Source organism: Porphyromonas canoris (assembly GCF_000769115.1).
Classification (GTDB): Bacteria; Bacteroidota; Bacteroidia; order Bacteroidales; family Porphyromonadaceae; genus Porphyromonas_A; species Porphyromonas_A canoris.
The window spans coordinates 1-16,920 of record NZ_JQZV01000005.1; the positions used below are offsets into that span (position 1 = coordinate 1).

General features: G+C 46.4%; 7 protein-coding genes and 1 riboswitch. Of the genes, 3 read left to right on the forward strand and 4 right to left on the reverse strand.

Going from position 1 to position 16,920, the window contains the following annotated elements:
- From HQ43_RS10200 to HQ43_RS09775, 3 genes are all read left to right on the forward strand, one after another.
- Positions 1-3,633: hypothetical protein (locus HQ43_RS10200; RefSeq protein ID WP_455430391.1), on the forward strand; the 3,633-nt coding region annotated here is incomplete at its 5' end.
- 320 nt (positions 3,634-3,953) lie between these two features.
- On the forward strand, positions 3,954-4,160 hold the full coding sequence (locus HQ43_RS02335; RefSeq protein WP_152567462.1) for a hypothetical protein: 207 nt from the start codon (positions 3,954-3,956) through the stop codon (positions 4,158-4,160).
- Between the two features lie 64 nt (positions 4,161-4,224).
- The gene (locus HQ43_RS09775) at positions 4,225-4,782 is read left to right on the forward strand and encodes a hypothetical protein (RefSeq protein ID WP_152567464.1); all 558 of its coding nucleotides are present in this window, start codon (positions 4,225-4,227) and stop codon (positions 4,780-4,782) included.
- Positions 4,783-5,223: 441 nt separating this feature from the next.
- Here the strand turns inward: HQ43_RS09775 and HQ43_RS02345 are convergent, their stop codons facing one another.
- The 4 genes from HQ43_RS02345 to HQ43_RS02360 form a co-directional block, all read right to left on the reverse strand.
- Entirely contained in the window at positions 5,224-9,318 is a 4,095-nt protein-coding gene (locus tag HQ43_RS02345) for a cobaltochelatase subunit CobN (protein ID WP_036789205.1), read from the reverse strand.
- A 211-nt stretch (positions 9,319-9,529) separates the two neighbouring features.
- Entirely contained in the window at positions 9,530-10,837 is a 1,308-nt protein-coding gene (locus HQ43_RS02350; protein WP_152567465.1) for a hypothetical protein, read from the reverse strand.
- Between the two features lie 39 nt (positions 10,838-10,876).
- Entirely contained in the window at positions 10,877-13,276 is a 2,400-nt protein-coding gene (locus HQ43_RS02355; RefSeq protein WP_161785873.1) for a TonB-dependent receptor, read from the reverse strand.
- A 440-nt stretch (positions 13,277-13,716) separates the two neighbouring features.
- Positions 13,717-13,962, reverse strand: a riboswitch (cobalamin riboswitch).
- A gap of 111 nt (positions 13,963-14,073) precedes the next feature.
- The gene (locus tag HQ43_RS02360; protein ID WP_036789211.1) at positions 14,074-16,035 is read right to left on the reverse strand and encodes a DUF4954 family protein; all 1,962 of its coding nucleotides are present in this window, start codon (positions 16,033-16,035) and stop codon (positions 14,074-14,076) included.
- Positions 16,036-16,920: the final 885 nt, after the last annotated feature.

A 16,920-nucleotide genomic window follows, 5' to 3' on the forward strand; every position in this document is an offset into this window, starting at 1 on the left:
TACACACTCGCTGCACAGACCGTTACGGTGTATGGAAAGGTAAGCTACTTGAACTGCTATGGTCAGAAGATAACCTCCCTGGATGTGAGCAAGAACACCGCTTTGACAGGATTGGTCTGCTACTCTAACAGTCTCACCTCGCTGGATGTGAGCAAGAACAAGGCTCTGACATCTCTGGACTGTGAGAAGAATAAAAACCTAAGCTCCGTAAAGATCAGTAGCAGTATAAACAACTATTTGGACTGCAACGACTGCAAGCTGAGCGCGGAGACACTGAACGAGATATTCACCACGCTTCCCGATGTGAAAGAGCAGACAGAAGGGAAGAAAGAGCTATATATCAAAGGTAATCCGGGTACGGCAGCGTGCAACAAGAAGATACCCGAAGACAAAGGCTGGAAATTGGATGTCGGAGATACTCCTCCTCCGCCTGCCGGCAACAGCATGACGATGACGACAAAGAAAGCCGTCGGCGAGAAGATAGAGCTTTGGATCAACGCCGAGCCGGCAGACCGTCCGAATGTCTGGATAGACCTGAACAACAACAAGGTCAAAGATGCAGGCGAGAGCGTAACCGGATTTAACTCCGACCAAGAGTACACACTCGCTGCACAGACCGTTACGGTGTATGGAATGGTAAGCTACTTGAACTGCTATGGTCAGAAGATAACCTCTCTGGATGTGAGCAAGAATATAGCTTTGAAAGTGTTGAACTGCTCCTATAACTATAACTCCCTCACCTCGCTGGATGTGAGCAAGAACACGGCTTTGACAACGTTGTACTGCACCGATAACTCCCTCACCTCTCTGGATGTGAGCAAGAACACCGCTTTGACAGTGTTGCACTGCTACTCTAACTCCCTCACCTCGCTGGATGTGAGCAAGAACACCGCTTTGACAGAGTTGTACTGCGGCTCTAACAAGTTCACCTCTCTGGATGTGAGCAAGAACACCGCTTTGACAGAGTTGAACTGCACCTCTAACTCCCTCACCTCGCTGGATGTGAGCAAGAACACCGCTTTGACAGTGTTGTACTGTGGCTCTAACAAGTTTACCTCTCTGGATGTGAGCAAGAACACGGCTTTGACAGTGTTGAACTGCTCCTCTAACTCCCTCACCTCTCTGGATGTGAGCAAGAACACCGCTTTGACAACGTTGTACTGCTCCTCTAACTCCCTCACCTCGCTGGATGTGAGCAAGAACACCGCTTTGACAATATTCTCCTGCGAGAATAACCCGAATCTAAGCTCCTTGAAGATCTCGAGCAGCATAAAGGACGAGTTATGGATCAGAAAGTGTAAGCTGAGCGCGGAGACACTGAACGAGATATTCCGCACACTTCCCGATGTAAAAGGGCAGACAGAAGGGAAGAAAGAGCTATATATCAAAGGTAATCCGGGTACGGCGGCGTGCAACAAGAAGATAGCCAAGGACAAAGGCTGGAAATTGGATGTCGGAGATACTCCTCCTCCTCCTCCTCCTCCTCCTGCCGGCAACAGCATGACGATGACGACAACGAGAGCCGTGGGCGAGAAGATAGAGCTTCGGATCGACGCCGAGCCGGCAGACCGTCCGAATGTCTGGATAGACCTGAACAACAACAAGGTCAAAGATGCAGGCGAGAGCGTAACCGTATTTGGCTCCTATCAAGAGTACAAGCTCGGCTCGCAGACCGTTACGGTGTATGGAAAGGTAACCGAGTTGCTCTGCATCGCTAACTCCCTCACCTCGCTGGATGTGAGCAAGAACACGGCTTTGACAGAGTTGGGCTGCCCCTATAACTCCCTCACCTCCCTGGATGTGAGCAAGAACACGGCTTTGACAGTGTTGTACTGCGGCTATAACTCCCTCACCTCGCTGGATGTGAGCAAGAACACGGCTTTGAGACGATTCTCCTGCGGGAATAACCCGAATCTTAGCTCCTTGAAGATCTCGAGCAGCATAAATGATGATTTGTGGGTCAACGGCTGTAAGCTGAGTGCGGAGACGCTGAACGAGATATTCCGCACACTTCCCGATGTAAAAGGGCAGACAGAAGGGGTGAAAGAGCTATATATCAGAGACAATCCGGGCACGTATACGTGCAACAAGAAGATAGCCAAGGACAAAGGCTGGAAATTGGATGTCGAAGATACTCCTCCTCCGCCTGCCGGCAACAGCATGACGATGACGACAACGCTAACCGTCGGCGAGAAGATAAAGCTTAAGATCTATGCCGAACCGGCAGACCATCCGAATATCTGGATAGACCTGAACAACAACAAGGTCAAAGATGCAGGCGAGAGCGTAACCGTATTTGGCACCAATAAAGAGTACACACTCGGCTCCCGGACCGTTACGGTGCATGGAAAGGTAACCGGGTTGCACTGCGGCTCTAACAAGTTCACCTCGCTGGATGTGAGCAAGAACACGGCTTTGACAGAGTTGGTGTGCTCCTCTAACTCCCTCACCTCGCTGGATGTGAGCAAGAACACGGCTTTGACAGTGTTGTACTGCTCCTATAACTCCCTCACCTCGCTGGATGTGAGCAAGAACACGAAGTTGAAATTCTTGGTCTGCTACTCTAACTCTCTCACCTCGCTGGATGTGAGCAAGAACACCGCTTTGAGAACGTTGAACTGCGGCTCTAACTCCCTCACCTCGCTGGATGTGAGCAAGAACACCGCTTTGACACGATTCTCCTGCGATAATAACCCGAATCTGAGCTCCTTGAAGATCTCAAGCAGCATAAATGATGCGTTGTGGGTCTACCGCTGTAAGCTGAGCACGGAGACGCTGAACGAGATATTCCGCACACTTCCCGATGTAAAAGGGCAGACCTCCGGCGAGAAGAAGATCTGGATCAAAGGTAATCCGGGCACGGATGCGTGCAACAAGAAGATAGCCACAGACAAAGGCTGGAAATTGGATGTCGAAGATACTCCGCTTGCCGGCTACAGCGTGACGATGAGGACAACGAGAGCCGTCGGCGAGAAGATAAAGCTTCCAATCGGCGCCGAGCCGGCAGACCGTCCGAATGTCTGGATAGACCTGAACAACAACAAGGTCAAAGATGCAGGCGAGAGCGTAACCGAATTTGACATCAATAAATGGTACACACTCGGCTCGCAGACCGTTACGGTGTATGGAAAGGTAACGAGGTTGTACTGCCACTCTAACTCCCTCACCTCGCTGGATGTGAGCAAGAACACCGTGTTGAAAGTGTTGGACTGCTCCTCTAACTTCCTCACCTCGCTGGATGTGAGCAAGAACACCGCTTTGACTTATTTGGACTGCTCCTATAACTCCCTCACCTCGCTGGATGTGAGCAAGAACACCGCTTTGGTATGGTTGTTCTGCTACTCTAACTCCCTCACCTCGCTGGATGTGAGCAAGAACACGGCTTTGACACGATTCTCCTGCGGGAATAACCCGAATCTTAGCTCCTTGAAGATCTCGCGCAGCATAAATGATGAGTTGTTGGTCAACCACTGTAAGCTGAGCGCGGAGACGCTGAACGAGATATTCCGCACACTTCCCGATGTAAAAGGGCAGACCTCCGGCGAGAAGAAGATCTGGATCAAAGGTAATCCGGGTACGGCAGCGTGCAACAAGAAGATAGCCACAGACAAAGGGTGGACGGTTAAAAACTGATTAAGATTGAGGGGAATTTCCCTCACCCCGAAGTGGCGGGGCGTAAAATATTGTAGACAAATTCGGGCAGTGCCGGTGCGATAAGTGCCGGCACTGCTTTTTTTCGCACGAAAAAAAATTTATGTGCGCACGAAAAAAAAATTACGTGCGCACGAAAAAATATTTTTGTAGGTAAGAAAAAATATTTTCGTAGGTAAGAAAATAAATTTCCGTAGGTAAGAAAAAATATTTTCGTAGGTAAGAAAAAATATTTTCGTAGGTAAGAAAAAATATTTCCGTAGGTAAGAAAATAAATTTTGTGGCCAAGAAAAAAAATTTCCGTGGCCAAGAAAAAAAATTTCCGTGGCCAAGAAAAAAAATTTCCGTGGCCAAGAAAAAAAATTTTTGTGGCCAAGAAAATAAATTTTCGTGGCCAAGAAAAAAAATTTCCGTGGCCAAGAAAAAAAATTTTCATGGGCATAGAAAAAAATTTTCATGCGGACGAAAAAATATCTGCGTGCGCAGAAAAAGTATTTTCTTTAGCATAAGAGTTGTGGCGATCCGGGTATAAAAATATATTTTCATAGGCAGGAAAATATATTTTTATACGAATTGGAAATATTTTTTATACTTGCGGACATATTTTTGTCTGCGCACAAAAATATATTTTCGTGCGAATGGGAGGAGATTTTTTACGGAAAGGAGGAGGTTTTTGTGCGAAATGGAGGAGGTTTTTGTACGGAAAGGAGAAGATTTTTGTGCGAAAGGGAGGAGATTTTTTACGGAAAGGAGGGGATTTTTGTGCGGAAAGGAGGAGATTTTTGTGCGAAAGGGAGGGGATTTTTGTGCGGAAAGGAGAAGATTTTTGTGCGAATGGGAGGAGATTTTTGTGCGGAAAGGAGGAGGTTTTTGTGCGAAAAGAAGAAGATTTTTGTGCGGAAAGGAGGAGGTTTTTGTGCGGAAAGGAGGAGATTTTTGTGCGGAAAGGAGGAGATTTTTGTGCGAAAGGGAGGAGATTTTTGTGCGAATAGGAGGAGATTTTTGTGCGGAAAGGAGGAGGTTTTTGTGCGAATGGGAGGGGATTTTTGTGCGAAAAGGAGGAGGTTTTTGTGCGAATGGGAGGGGATTTTTGTGCGGAAAGGAGAAGATTTTTGTGCGGAAAGGAGGTGATTTTTGTACGGAAAGGAGGAGGTTTTTGTGCGAATAGGAGGAGATTTTTGTGCGGAAAGGAGGAGGTTTTTGTGCGAAAAGGAGAAGATTTTTGTGCGAAAGGGAGGAGATTTTTGTGCGAAAAGGAGGAGATTTTTGTGCGGAAAGGAGAGGATTTTTGTGCGGAAAGAAGGTTTTTTTTGTACGAAAGGGAGGAGATTTTTGTGCGAATGGGAGGAGATTTTTGTGCGTATGGAGATTTTTTTTCACGGGTATGAAAGTTTTTCTCTCTCGGCAGGCAGTTTTTTTTGACTTGCGCCGAGGTGTAAGTTTTGTCCGTTTTCAGGGTATGACGGTTGGGCTTTTCATGGGATCTTTCGGGAGAAAAAAAGAGACCTCGAAGGGGTCTGTTCGAGGTCTCTTTGGGGTTCGGATCGGCTCGGTGCCGCTCTCGGATGTTGCTTATCGGCGTCTTTTCTTTATCACGACAAGAATAAAGAAGAAGAGCAGGATGGCTCCGATGGCGATGACGATGCTGTTGGTGAGGATGGTCTTTGTGTCCGAGAGGTGAGAGTGGGTGAGGTTTTCTCGTTGCAGCCGGACACTCTCTTTGTCTGCTTCGGGAACGGCGGCGGCATTTTTCATCTTGGAGAGCGCGTTGTTGTAGCTCTTTGCGTCGTCCGGGCGGAGCTGTTGTGCAATATACTCCTGCAGCTTGGGGTTGGTGGCGGAGAATCCGCTGCCGGCGGATCCGAACTCTTTGACCAACCCGGCATGAAGCTCTGCAAGATGCGCCACCTTGTCCGGCGAGGCTTTCCACATACCCTTGCGGCTGCTTTCGAGCATGATGGCTGTGATCTCTTGGAAGGATGCCGGATTTATCTCTTTGAAAAACTCGTTCGTGCCGAGATTGTGAACATCTTTCACGTACATCTCGTACATCTCGTCCCATAGTTCGTTGTCTATCACATCGGGCTTGGTGGCACTCCAGCCGAATGTGTTGGAGACGACATCGAGCACGCCTTGAGCACTGCTCGCACCGCCTTTGAGGGTCTCTTTCACGAAGTTCGGATTGAGTATGGTGGCACGTGCTTCCACTCCGATGGCTTCTTTCAACTCCTGTATGCGGATGTTGTTGCGGTTGCGATAGTCGGCAAAGACAGCGTCCGGATCTTTCCCCGTCACGCTGCGGATGGCTGCGTTGATCCCTCCCATGAACTCATAGACATGATCGAGGCTCAACGCTCCCCAGGTATTGTTCTGACGAGGCTGAACCACCAGATCGGCATCATGCAGCACAGCCCTGAAGAGGTGTTCGTTGAATGCTCCCCACTCCTCCTCTGTTCCATACATTGCTCCCATATTGTTGATATAGGCATTGGCGATCTCCTCATCGGAAGACCAGCGATCGCTACTTGCAATGACCTCCTTGATCTTGGTGCCGTACATGCCATTGAGTCCTCCGAAGACGCGCTTGGTGGAAAGCTCCCGTGCCTCTTGCGGAGAGACGCCCTGCTCTACCAACAGACGCTCGACCTCGACGGAAGAAGACTTCACCTTGTTTTCATAGCCTTCATCCTTGGCTTCGGCTGCCATCTCCACCGCACGAGTGATATACATCAGACGAGATGCGGCAAGGTCGCGGAACTGTCCGGATGTCTGTACCACTATGTCTATACGGGGACGTCCAAGCTCGGAAGCAGGAATGAGCCTGAGATCCGTTACCCGTCCGTGAGAGTCCCTCACAGGCTCCACGCCCAACATATAAAGAGCCTGGGCAATGGTAGTACCTTCGCTTTCGATAAACTCTCCGCTCCAGAACGTGAAGCTCACCTTCCTCGGATAGTCTCCGTGCTGTTTCTTGTATCGGGCAAGAGTGGCATTGACCAGAGAGATACCATCTTCCCAAGCCTTCTCGGTGGGAGTGGCTTCGGCATTCACGGAGTAGAGATTCCTGCCCGTCGGGACGGCAGACGGATTGGCAATGGCATCACCTCCGGAAGAGGGAGCATTGTATCCGCCGGCAAGAGCATTCAATACTCCTTTTAGCTCGGCTTCCGGACTCTCTTCCAATGCGTTCTTATACTTTTTCACATCGTAAAGAGTACGCTCCGCCTCAACAATGGCAAAAGCTTTCTCTCTCTCCTCCTTAGTATGTTGGCGCACCTCTTTCGGCATACGTCCTCCCCCCATTGCCCTCTTGGGCGGTGCCAATAGTGTATGTGCCTCACGGATTTCAGCCGGAGAGACTCCGATAACACTGCTAACGAAAAGAGAATCGACAGCTCTGCCGGAAAGGATCTGCCGAACGACCGACTTTGCAGGAGCGAGATAATGCTCCGTAAAATAGACGTTGCTGCGGAGCTTTTCCGTATCCACCTTGCCGGAGAGGCGGTCTATGCGTGCAATACTGTAAGCAATGGGATCCGCACTCATCGCCATGACGGTGGTGAGAATCTTCTCTTTGGAATAAGGTACGCCGGTGATGTACAGCTCGCCATTTACTTTCTCATTGGCAATCTCCTCGGCAAAGTTGTCTATCTGCTCTATCTCTTCCTGAGTATAAGGCTTGGCAGGAATGCTGTCTAAACGGAGGTAGCGGTGTATTCCAAGTGCCATGGCACTCTCTTTTACCGCTATCGAAGCTTTGTCTTTAGGGTCGGGGGACTTGAAGTAAGCGCGTATCTTGCCTTGAAGATCCGCCAGCTGCCCTCTCGTATTGCTCTCCATGAACGGCGGCATAAGGTATGAGGTTATGGCTGCGTAGGTGCGGCGTTTGGCTATGATGCACTCTCCGATGTTTGCTATGGTGTAGTAATAGAAGTGGGGAACTGAGCCGATAAGACGATCACTCCAGTCTGCACTGCTGAGAGCAACCTGCTTCTCCGGTGTAAATTCAAGGCTGCCGTGTGTACCGAAATGCAAAACAGCATCTGCCTTGAAGCCATGCTGCATCCAGAGGTATGAGGCAATATAAGGGTGTGGAGGTGGAGACTTTGCTCCGTGAACGATGGCAAACGCATCGTCGCCCACGGCTGCCATTGGTTGTGGAAGCAGCGCAACGTTTCCAAAGTCGAGTCTAGCCACTGCAATGGCAGGCTCTCCATCTGCTTCAGTACTCATATAGCTTCCCGGAGCTTCGCCGTAAAGGTCTGTTACTTCTTTGTACTTCTCCGGGAATATGGAGCTTTTCACCCACTCTTCATAGAGAGACTTTTTGATGAGAGCCGGATTGCCCTTTTGGAGAAACTCCTGCTGTACTCCCTCTGCATAAGGATCAAGGATAACGCCTTGAGACATGAGCATTCGTCCAAGCTCTTCCGGTGTTTCGGGAAGATTCTCTACCTTATACCCCTCTGCTCTCAAACGCAAAAGGAGATTGTGAAGAGATGGAATGGTTTCGAGGGACTGCGCTAAAAGTGTCTGCTGTCCGGCTCCTTTGAAGAAGTAGATGGCGAGCTTCTTTTCTGAGTTTTTCTTACCCTTGAGAGCTATTGTCCGGGAGACAATATCGGTAAAAGTGCGAAGTCTGTCCGGTATGGTTTTGAAGAGATAAAAGCCTTCTCTGTTTTTCTCCTGTGCAATCAGAGCATAAGGGTAAACAGCTCCGTCTATCTCCGGCATCACTACTCCCTGTCCCAATATGCCGCCAACGAGTCCCATCGGATTAGCCATCCAATCTTCTTCCAACTCCAAGCTGGTAAGAGGTGTAAACAGTGGGATATTGGTCTCTTTGAGCCACTCTACCACTTCGTCCCCTTCTCCCATGGAAAGACGACCCATTGCCGTGTAAATGACAGCATCAGGATTGGCAGACTTTAGCATCTCCAGCCTTTTGTCTTTGGCAAAAATAGGATAGACATTATGCCCTGCGTTTCTCATGGAGACGATGATGCTGTCGAGGTGTTGTTTGTTACCTCTGAAAGGATTGTGCAAGCCGATGACGAGAGCTACTCGCTTTGCACCCTCTTTGTACAAGCCTTTTTTCCTGGTGTAGGCATCGTACTCGTCTATCGTAAAGAAGTGCACACCCTCTTCAAGGTCAAAGAAAACCTCCTCTATACTCTCGGTGGGCGGTTCAGGATCCGTGACTCGGAAGCTCTTTCGGTCTATATACTTTCGGACATAGTTTGCCATGTTTTGGTAATTGACCATGTTTCCCGCAGAGAGATAAGCCGAAATGGTAGCACAGTGAATACTATCCATGCTGCACATTTCGTTCCTGCTATCGGTGGAAGCGTGCATAATGATAGGGACACCCTTACTTGCCAAACGTTGCAAAGCATCACGCTCCTCCGCAGAAAGCCGAAGCCCCATACCATTGCAGATGATAAAGTCGTACCCTTTAAGCTTGTCCACATCCTCCTGCTCGTAAGCATCGAAGTGTATCATCGGGTTTTTATTCGACAAAGCTATATCCGTCGCCCTGTATGTCTTGAATGCGTAAAGAGCTATACGGGTAGGAGAGAGATACCTTGCCCAGATGAACCAACCGGCTGCAACAAAAAGAAGCAAAACCACCGAAGTTATCAGAGAGATCTTTACTGTTGACTTCATATTGTAATCTGTAAAGAAAAAAGTATTGGCTACGCATCATATCCGTAGCAAAAGTAATTATATGGGAGTAAATGTATGGATTATCTCCTTCAAAAAGAAAAAAGACACCATGTCATCCTCTTTATTCTTTCCACGACTGTTTTCACAGCCGGAAATCTAAAAGCAAAAATGACATGGCATCTCCTATTGAGGATGTGTTAAATTAAGGATCTTACTCCTTGGTAAGCTTATAAAGGCGTACGGGGCGGTATTGATTCTTCACACTCATTACCTTCTCTACCTTACCTGCCTTATCTACGGAGTAAAGTCCGTTGAACTTACCTTCCTCTCTATTCGGGACGCAGACAAACAGCTTACCATCTACCACGCTAAAGACATTCATACGTGAAGAGATATTGGATGCCGGTATAGGAAGTTGTTTGTAGACCATTGTTGCCGGATCGAGTTCGTAATACTCCATCTCTATCTTATCTGTATTTTTTGTTCCAAACCTGTAATCGGTTTTGGAAATATGAAGATAGATCTTTCCGTTATAAGCAATCATAGATTGTGCTATGCGATGGTTGCCGAATGTTTTTTGAATATCGAACTCCCAGTTGTCATCAAACTCGGTAGCTCCTGCCTTTATGCGGAAAACTTTCGAGTCTCCTTGAACTCCTCGTCCATTCCATCCCCAAGAGAGGTAGTAGATATTACCCTTTTCGTCTATGCTTGTAGGTGAGTTTTCTGCCTGCACAATACCCACGTTACGAACACCTTTATAAGAAATAATCTTCTCTACCTTTTTAGTGGCAATATCGGCAACAGCTACATAATAACTGTCGTACTCTTCGCCAATTTCGTTGAAAGACTTACCATTGAGAAATACCACGCTGACAAAGAGCTTACCTGCTCTTGCATCTATCGAGAATGAACCGGTACGAACAAGGTTATTCCCTTTTGCATCCACATACTTGGCATCCGGCTTGAATGCTTTGATCGCTTCATTAAAGTCTATTTCACCTGTCAGCTGCATGGTGTAAGGGTTGAAAATGCTTATTACCCTTGGCTTGTCTTCTCTGCTGTAAAATGCAGTGTTTTTATCCAAAAAGCCAAGGCGCTTAGGGTAAAAGCTTCCTTTCACTATCGTCAAGCTCTCATTTATCACAACCTCCTTCTTGTCATTGAGAGTCAAACGGAATACACCGGGAGTGGCAGACATCCCTTTTTTATCCTTTGCCATGGCAAAAAAATACTTTCCTAATGAGTGGTGTCCTGCTGAGGTGGAAGGATCTGAGTTGGTAAACAGATCTGTTTTAGCTATGAGATCATAAGTCTCTGTCGTACCCAACACTTTTGTCGGATCAAACGCATAGAAGCGGGTAATGTCCGCATTGGATGCATCCTCTGCCGATAAAATGTACGGAATAGCTTCTTGCTCGTCTCCATTGTTCGGTTTGTCCGGACCTTGGGTATTACAAGCGGTAAATGCAAAAAGGCACATGGTTAGAAGTGCCAAAGAAATTTTCCTAAAGTTCATCATAATGTGTGTTTAATTTTAATGTGGTTGTATATCTATTCATCTTATCAGATAGACCATCTTAGCCCAAATACTTCGTCCGGCATTCTGCATCTTGAAATGGTTATACACCTCTCTGTCGAAGAGGTTACGTATTTCCAAACCCAGTTTGATACGATGCTTTCTGATTTCGGTATCGTAAGATGCTCCAATGGTATGTACATGTTGATTGGGAATAATTCTGTTCGTATTGATCTTAGACTCTCCGAAGAGACCCAGAAATCCATCCGGTTCAAAACGTCGCTCTATAAAATCGAGATAATATTGGTGTACATAGCTGTACTGCCAGTATGTTTTCAGGGTATTGTTCCGCTTTCCAAAAAGACTTTTGAACGCATACTCTATCCCAAGATTGGCATAGAAAAATGGTGTATTGCTTATTCTCGCATCTTTATAGTGATTGTCATTCTGCATATTGTTCATGGAGCCATTGTATCGGAACTCGTTGTAGGTCAGGTTTCCATGCACTTTCACTGCATTGAATAACCTGATATATCCATCCATTTCCAAGCCAAAACCTTTGACACTCTGCAAATTCAAAAACTGTCCTTGATATTGGTTGATCTCCTTCATCTTGATAAGATTTTCCGTGTGCCTGAAATAGGAGTTCAACTCTAAGTTATATTGTCCCGGTTTGTGCCACTTCAGACCGATGTTGAAATTCTTACTCTGTTCCGGAGCAAGCTTGAGATTAGGTACTATAAAGGTATTATCTCCAAAGATCTCTGCCCTATCCGGCATTCGGTAGGTCTTTTCAAAAGAAGATCTCAACAGGAATCTCGGAGTAACATCATACTTTCCGGAAAGAGAAAGACTCACTCCTTTATTAAATACAGCAGGTTCATTATAGGTATCATCATGCGTTTGAGCCGTGATGAGTTTGGCTTGAAGTATCGTGTTTAGCCTTCCATTCCACCATGCCCCGGAGTGTCCCAGTCCGGCGATTAAACGATCGTAACGATATTTTCCCAAGTATGAAGGTGCTTCGTAATCGTCTCTTATAAATCGAACATGATTGTACATCACATTCAGTGTCAGGTTTTGTTCCGAAGTAAGAGCAAGATTCAGAAGAGATCTTAGTATGGTATTGTAGCTGTTACTCTCCAATCCCACTTTACCCGGTATGGATTTCTGCCCTCCCGACATCTCTCCACTGGAGGCAACGCCCTTATGCGGAACTCCGCGCCAATCGTAATAGGTATTTCTCAGAGTATCTACCATATTGTTGTTGATATGGCTATAAACTCCGAACAGGGTGGCATTGAGCTTGCCTTCAAACAGGCTCTTACGATAGGTCAAAGAGGGTATCAGTTTGGCATGCTCTCTTCTAAAGGCCTGTCCATAAGGCTGATTGCGTGTAGTAAAGTCATTCTGAATATCGTGGTGTAGACCGAAAGATGTCAGCCTGAACTGTATCAGATCCGCCCAACTTAGCTGTTCCACATTCACAAATCCTTCCGCATGGTACTGCTTGAATCCATTATGAAAGAGTCTTGCCTCTATAAGCATATTTCGTCCGGTGGCCTCATCCGTGATGGGAAGATTTTTTACCGGATAGTCGTTCTTAGCCAAATTGCCGAAAGCATACACTCCAACGGAGATATGCCTGCCCATTCTTCTCATGGCATTAAGAGTCGCAATATTGGAACCAAAGCTACCTATATTATAAGACAACTCGACTTCCGAGCTTTGAGGGGTCTTACTGACCAGATTGATAGCCCCTCCGAGGGCATCTATCCCTATTTCGGTTGGTAGCACACCCTTATAAACCTCTATGCGCTCTACGGCATTGACCGGAATTTTTGTGAGTCCGAAACTGGAGCCGAGGTAGTCTATCGGAATACCGTCCCGCATCAGTTTTATAGACCTGCCACTGAAACCATTGATGGTGATCTCATTTCTTGCCCCGACATCTCCCGTATTACGAAGACGCACTCCGGGACTTGCATTAAGAAGATTCTGGATATTCGTTGCCTTTTCGTGGAATTGAGAGACATCTATCACCTCGGTTTTTATGGGATCCAATCTCAAACGATCCGTCTTGCGAACAGCAGTAACGGCAACCTCTCCCAATACTCCTGTCTTGGTGTTGAAGTAGAAGTGTTGCAGTTTATTGGTCTGCCCTACGGTTACCACAGCTTTTTCCCTATCTCCTCCGGGCAGTTGAGCCACAACGGTATAAGTACCGGGAACGACAGGAGAGAAGATATATCTGCCGGATTTATTGGTCTTCACCTGTTTTCCCACAGGTTCAAGCCGGACATCTATACCCTTCGTAGGATTACCATCAAGATACACCACACCGTGCAGAGCTATGGATTTACCCTGCGCCAAAAGAGGTAAAGCAAAAAAAATAGCGACCAGCACCGGTAACACTAAAGCCAAATATCTTTTTGTCATACTGTCATTCATACCAAACCATATACCCACACGCAATCCTGCAAACTAAGAGAAGCCGGGATTAGGCGTTGTGGTGCCAAATCCTCGACCTTCTCTTATTCTGTTTTCGAGGTATAAACCTCTTCTTTACGAGCTGTTCCTTTCTGTCAAAAGAACCAACTACACGTACAAATAATTAACGACTAAAAAAAGGGGGCCTACAAGGAGTATCACACTTGTTGTAGGCACCCGCGACTAAAGAAGTAGAAAAATAATTGAATGACCGTTAGTGTTGGTCCATCAATGGTGTATATATGAATTACGTGTGCGTATATAAAAAATTATCCCCGACGGACTAACCACAGCCTATCGGGGACCAACACTAACATTATCAAACAAAAAACTACTGTTTCTTATGCGTAACTATGTCTTTGTTTGATGTAGGCCCGTCTCCCGCAGGTGTCCATCAGTCGTAAAAGGCAGGTCTTCTGACTCTCTACACTCCATTTGCATCCTTCCCAGAGATAGCCTCGTCTCGAACGTCTTTACGTTTCAGGCATCTACCAGTGGTTTCTCTGCAAACTGTGATGCTATCCGAAGATAAAACATCAAGTAGATTACAGCAGCGGGTACTGTTCCGGATTCTCACCGGATTCCCTTTTAATCAATTGAGAGTTCCCAATTGAACCATCTACGTTGCAAATATACGATAGATATTTTAATTCTGCAACTCCTCCCCTTCTTTTTTATCCGACACACTGTTTTTCCTCACTAAAAGAAAGATATAAAGAGGGTTCATAGAGCATTTACACTACTATTCACAAGGATTTAAGCCGTTGGATGGTCTCGTTTCCCAAAGCTTCTTTTCGCCGGATATGGTCTAATACTTCCTGCACAAAAGGGTTATCCTCTACGCTGCTCTCCCCTCTTTCGGCATCCGGGACAGAAGAGAAATATATGCGTGAAGCGATATTGTACTCTTTACAGGCATCCGCATAGAGCATTCTATCCAAAGAGAGAACCGCCTGCATCCACTCCTCTACCACTTTTATCAGGAACGGTACGGTAAGCACCTCCCTTTCCGAGAGTCCGTACCACTCTCTGAGCAGATTGTAAGACCAGTCCCACTCCAGATCATAATAGGAAGCGTGCAGATGCTCAAAAGCCCTATTGAGATCCGCAGGCGTTTTATAGAGACCATTGCGAATATTCTCCAATATCTCCTGCACCAATCTTTGAGGAGCTATCAGTCCGCAAAGATCCACCCATTCGCCCAGCCCGGTATCATGATCCGGCTTCAGCACCTCATCTACCTCCGCTCCATTTTTCGGGATACGCTCCTGCAACCGTTGTATAAGGGAGTTTCCGATAAACTTTACAATACCCATGCGATAAGCTTCGAGCCCTTTTTCCAGAGCAGCCGAGCGAATATTTATATTCCTATATATATAGGTCTTGCCATGCTCACCGATGTAGCTTCTCAGTTCGCTCAGTTTCCGATGACCATTCACCATTTTAGAAATGGTGTACGGACTGAGAAGATTAAAGTTGATACAGTCCAACCTCCCCTCCTGTTCCCGTCTGTCTCGTGCAGGCCACTTCTTTGCATCGCGGATTGTACCCACACTTCTAAGGTTGGCACCGGGAACAAGATAGGTCTCATCGTTGTTCTCTATCACATAAGAAAAGGGGAAGTCCGACGTATCGACGTGGTGCACGTGCCGTCCCATAATGAGACTGAAAGGACCTATACGCGATGGCCAAAGGATGTAAGAGTCGCTCGTCGTTTTGGATCCACGCTCTATCACGCCCTGATGAATAGGACCAAGCTTATACAAGTGATTGCTCTGGTTGGAGCCCGAACCGGCATTAAGGAAAGAGACATGCCCGGCAATAAGCAGGCTGCTCTTGTGCATAGAGACCGTGTAAGGTCCTGCAAACACAGCACACGACTCCCCATTTTCGAGCTGACAATTGGCAAAGAAAAGAGAGTCATGTGCGGAATAAAGGTGATCTATCCGGGTACTCTGCCCTATGAAACAGCGTTGTATCGTGGCTCCTCCGCTCATACTCGAACCCGAAGAGGCTATGAACTCTTTTGCCATAACATTGTGTCCGATATAGACGGGTGCATCCGGTCTGCTGTTCACACTGCACTCCTCCACATACGTGGCACCTTCTATCACTGATCCGGCTCCGATGCGGGCATTCAGGATACTCCCCGTATGCTTGATCCGGACACCATCTTCTATCTTCCCTCTACCGCTCCGCCGTTGTGCTGCATAGGTTGCGAACAGCTCGTGAAGCCGGCTGCGAAGCAGACTGTCTCTCGTTGCCGTCACCGCCATCAGGTAAGCCGTGTGGGAGGTGAGCAGATCACACAAAATCACCTCCGTTCCTCCCGTTTCCCTGAGCACACTCACAGGCAAGCCGTTCCCGAAAGAGCTCTCCCCTTTCATGGCTATGATATTGACATTCTTTATCGTTACATCATTACCTATATCGTACTTGGAGATACACTCATGCACGTTTTCTATACAGACTCTGTCTCCTATGGTGCAGTCGTGAATAAGGGCATTGCGGATACCATTCGGGATATGGAAACCATGTTCGGAAGATCTAAACCCGGACAGATCCCCTATCCGACACTCCCCGATAAAGGTTACATTCCGACAGCGATCCGGCAAAAAGTTCTCCGATACCGTAATCTTATCCCAATCCTCCGAAGTACATCCATTCCGCAACAGCACTTCTATCTCACTCTGTGTAAGATGCCTCATAGCTTTCTCTGTTTATATCTTGTTCGGAGCACCTGTTTTACCGATACTCTTCATCGGTAAGACTCTCCGAAAAATGGTTTGGCAGTCCTGCAACAAAGATATTAAAGCGGAATGTAAAGTACAAAAAACTACTCATCCAGATCCTGAATAAAAAGGAACCTCAGAGGAACTTTTATATAAAAATGAAGGCTCGAAAAACTTTCCGGACAGGGCGAAAAAATTTTTGCCTGCTCGTCAGAAAAGAGGAGATAAAATCATAAACAGATGAATAACAATCAGATACTAAAAATCTCAAATTCGGAAAAAATTTTTCCTTCGTCCGTTTCATCGCCCTTTTTCGCGTTAATAGAGGTGAATTTTATCCCGACCTCGTGTAAACATTTCCTAATAAAGAAAAGCTCCTAAAAAACATCATCTTGCGCTCAAAAACAGGTAAAAATCTCACTATCAACACTATAAATAAAATTTCTAAACGTGTTAAGTGAATCCGGTAAACGTGTTTAATGAAATCAATAAACGTGTTTACTGAAAAATTAAACACGTTAAGCCGAAACGTTTAGTACGTTCACTCTTTTTTCTCAATAATACAGCCAATAAATGTAAACAAAAAGACCCCAAATTAACATTTCGCTCACCCTCTCAAAACGAGAAGAAAGAGCGAAAAAATCAATCGGGGTTTTGGAGGTGTTTTTCGGGATGGAATATATAAAAAACACAATCCTATAAAAGCTCTCTTTTTATTACACGACAGAACCTATACATCAAAACAGATCAACGGAAAAACAAACATCTTTGATATTAAAGTTTTATTAGTACCTTTATCCACGATAAGCCAAACAGAAATTGACAATAAATTTCTTATTATCACATATATCACTACTATTA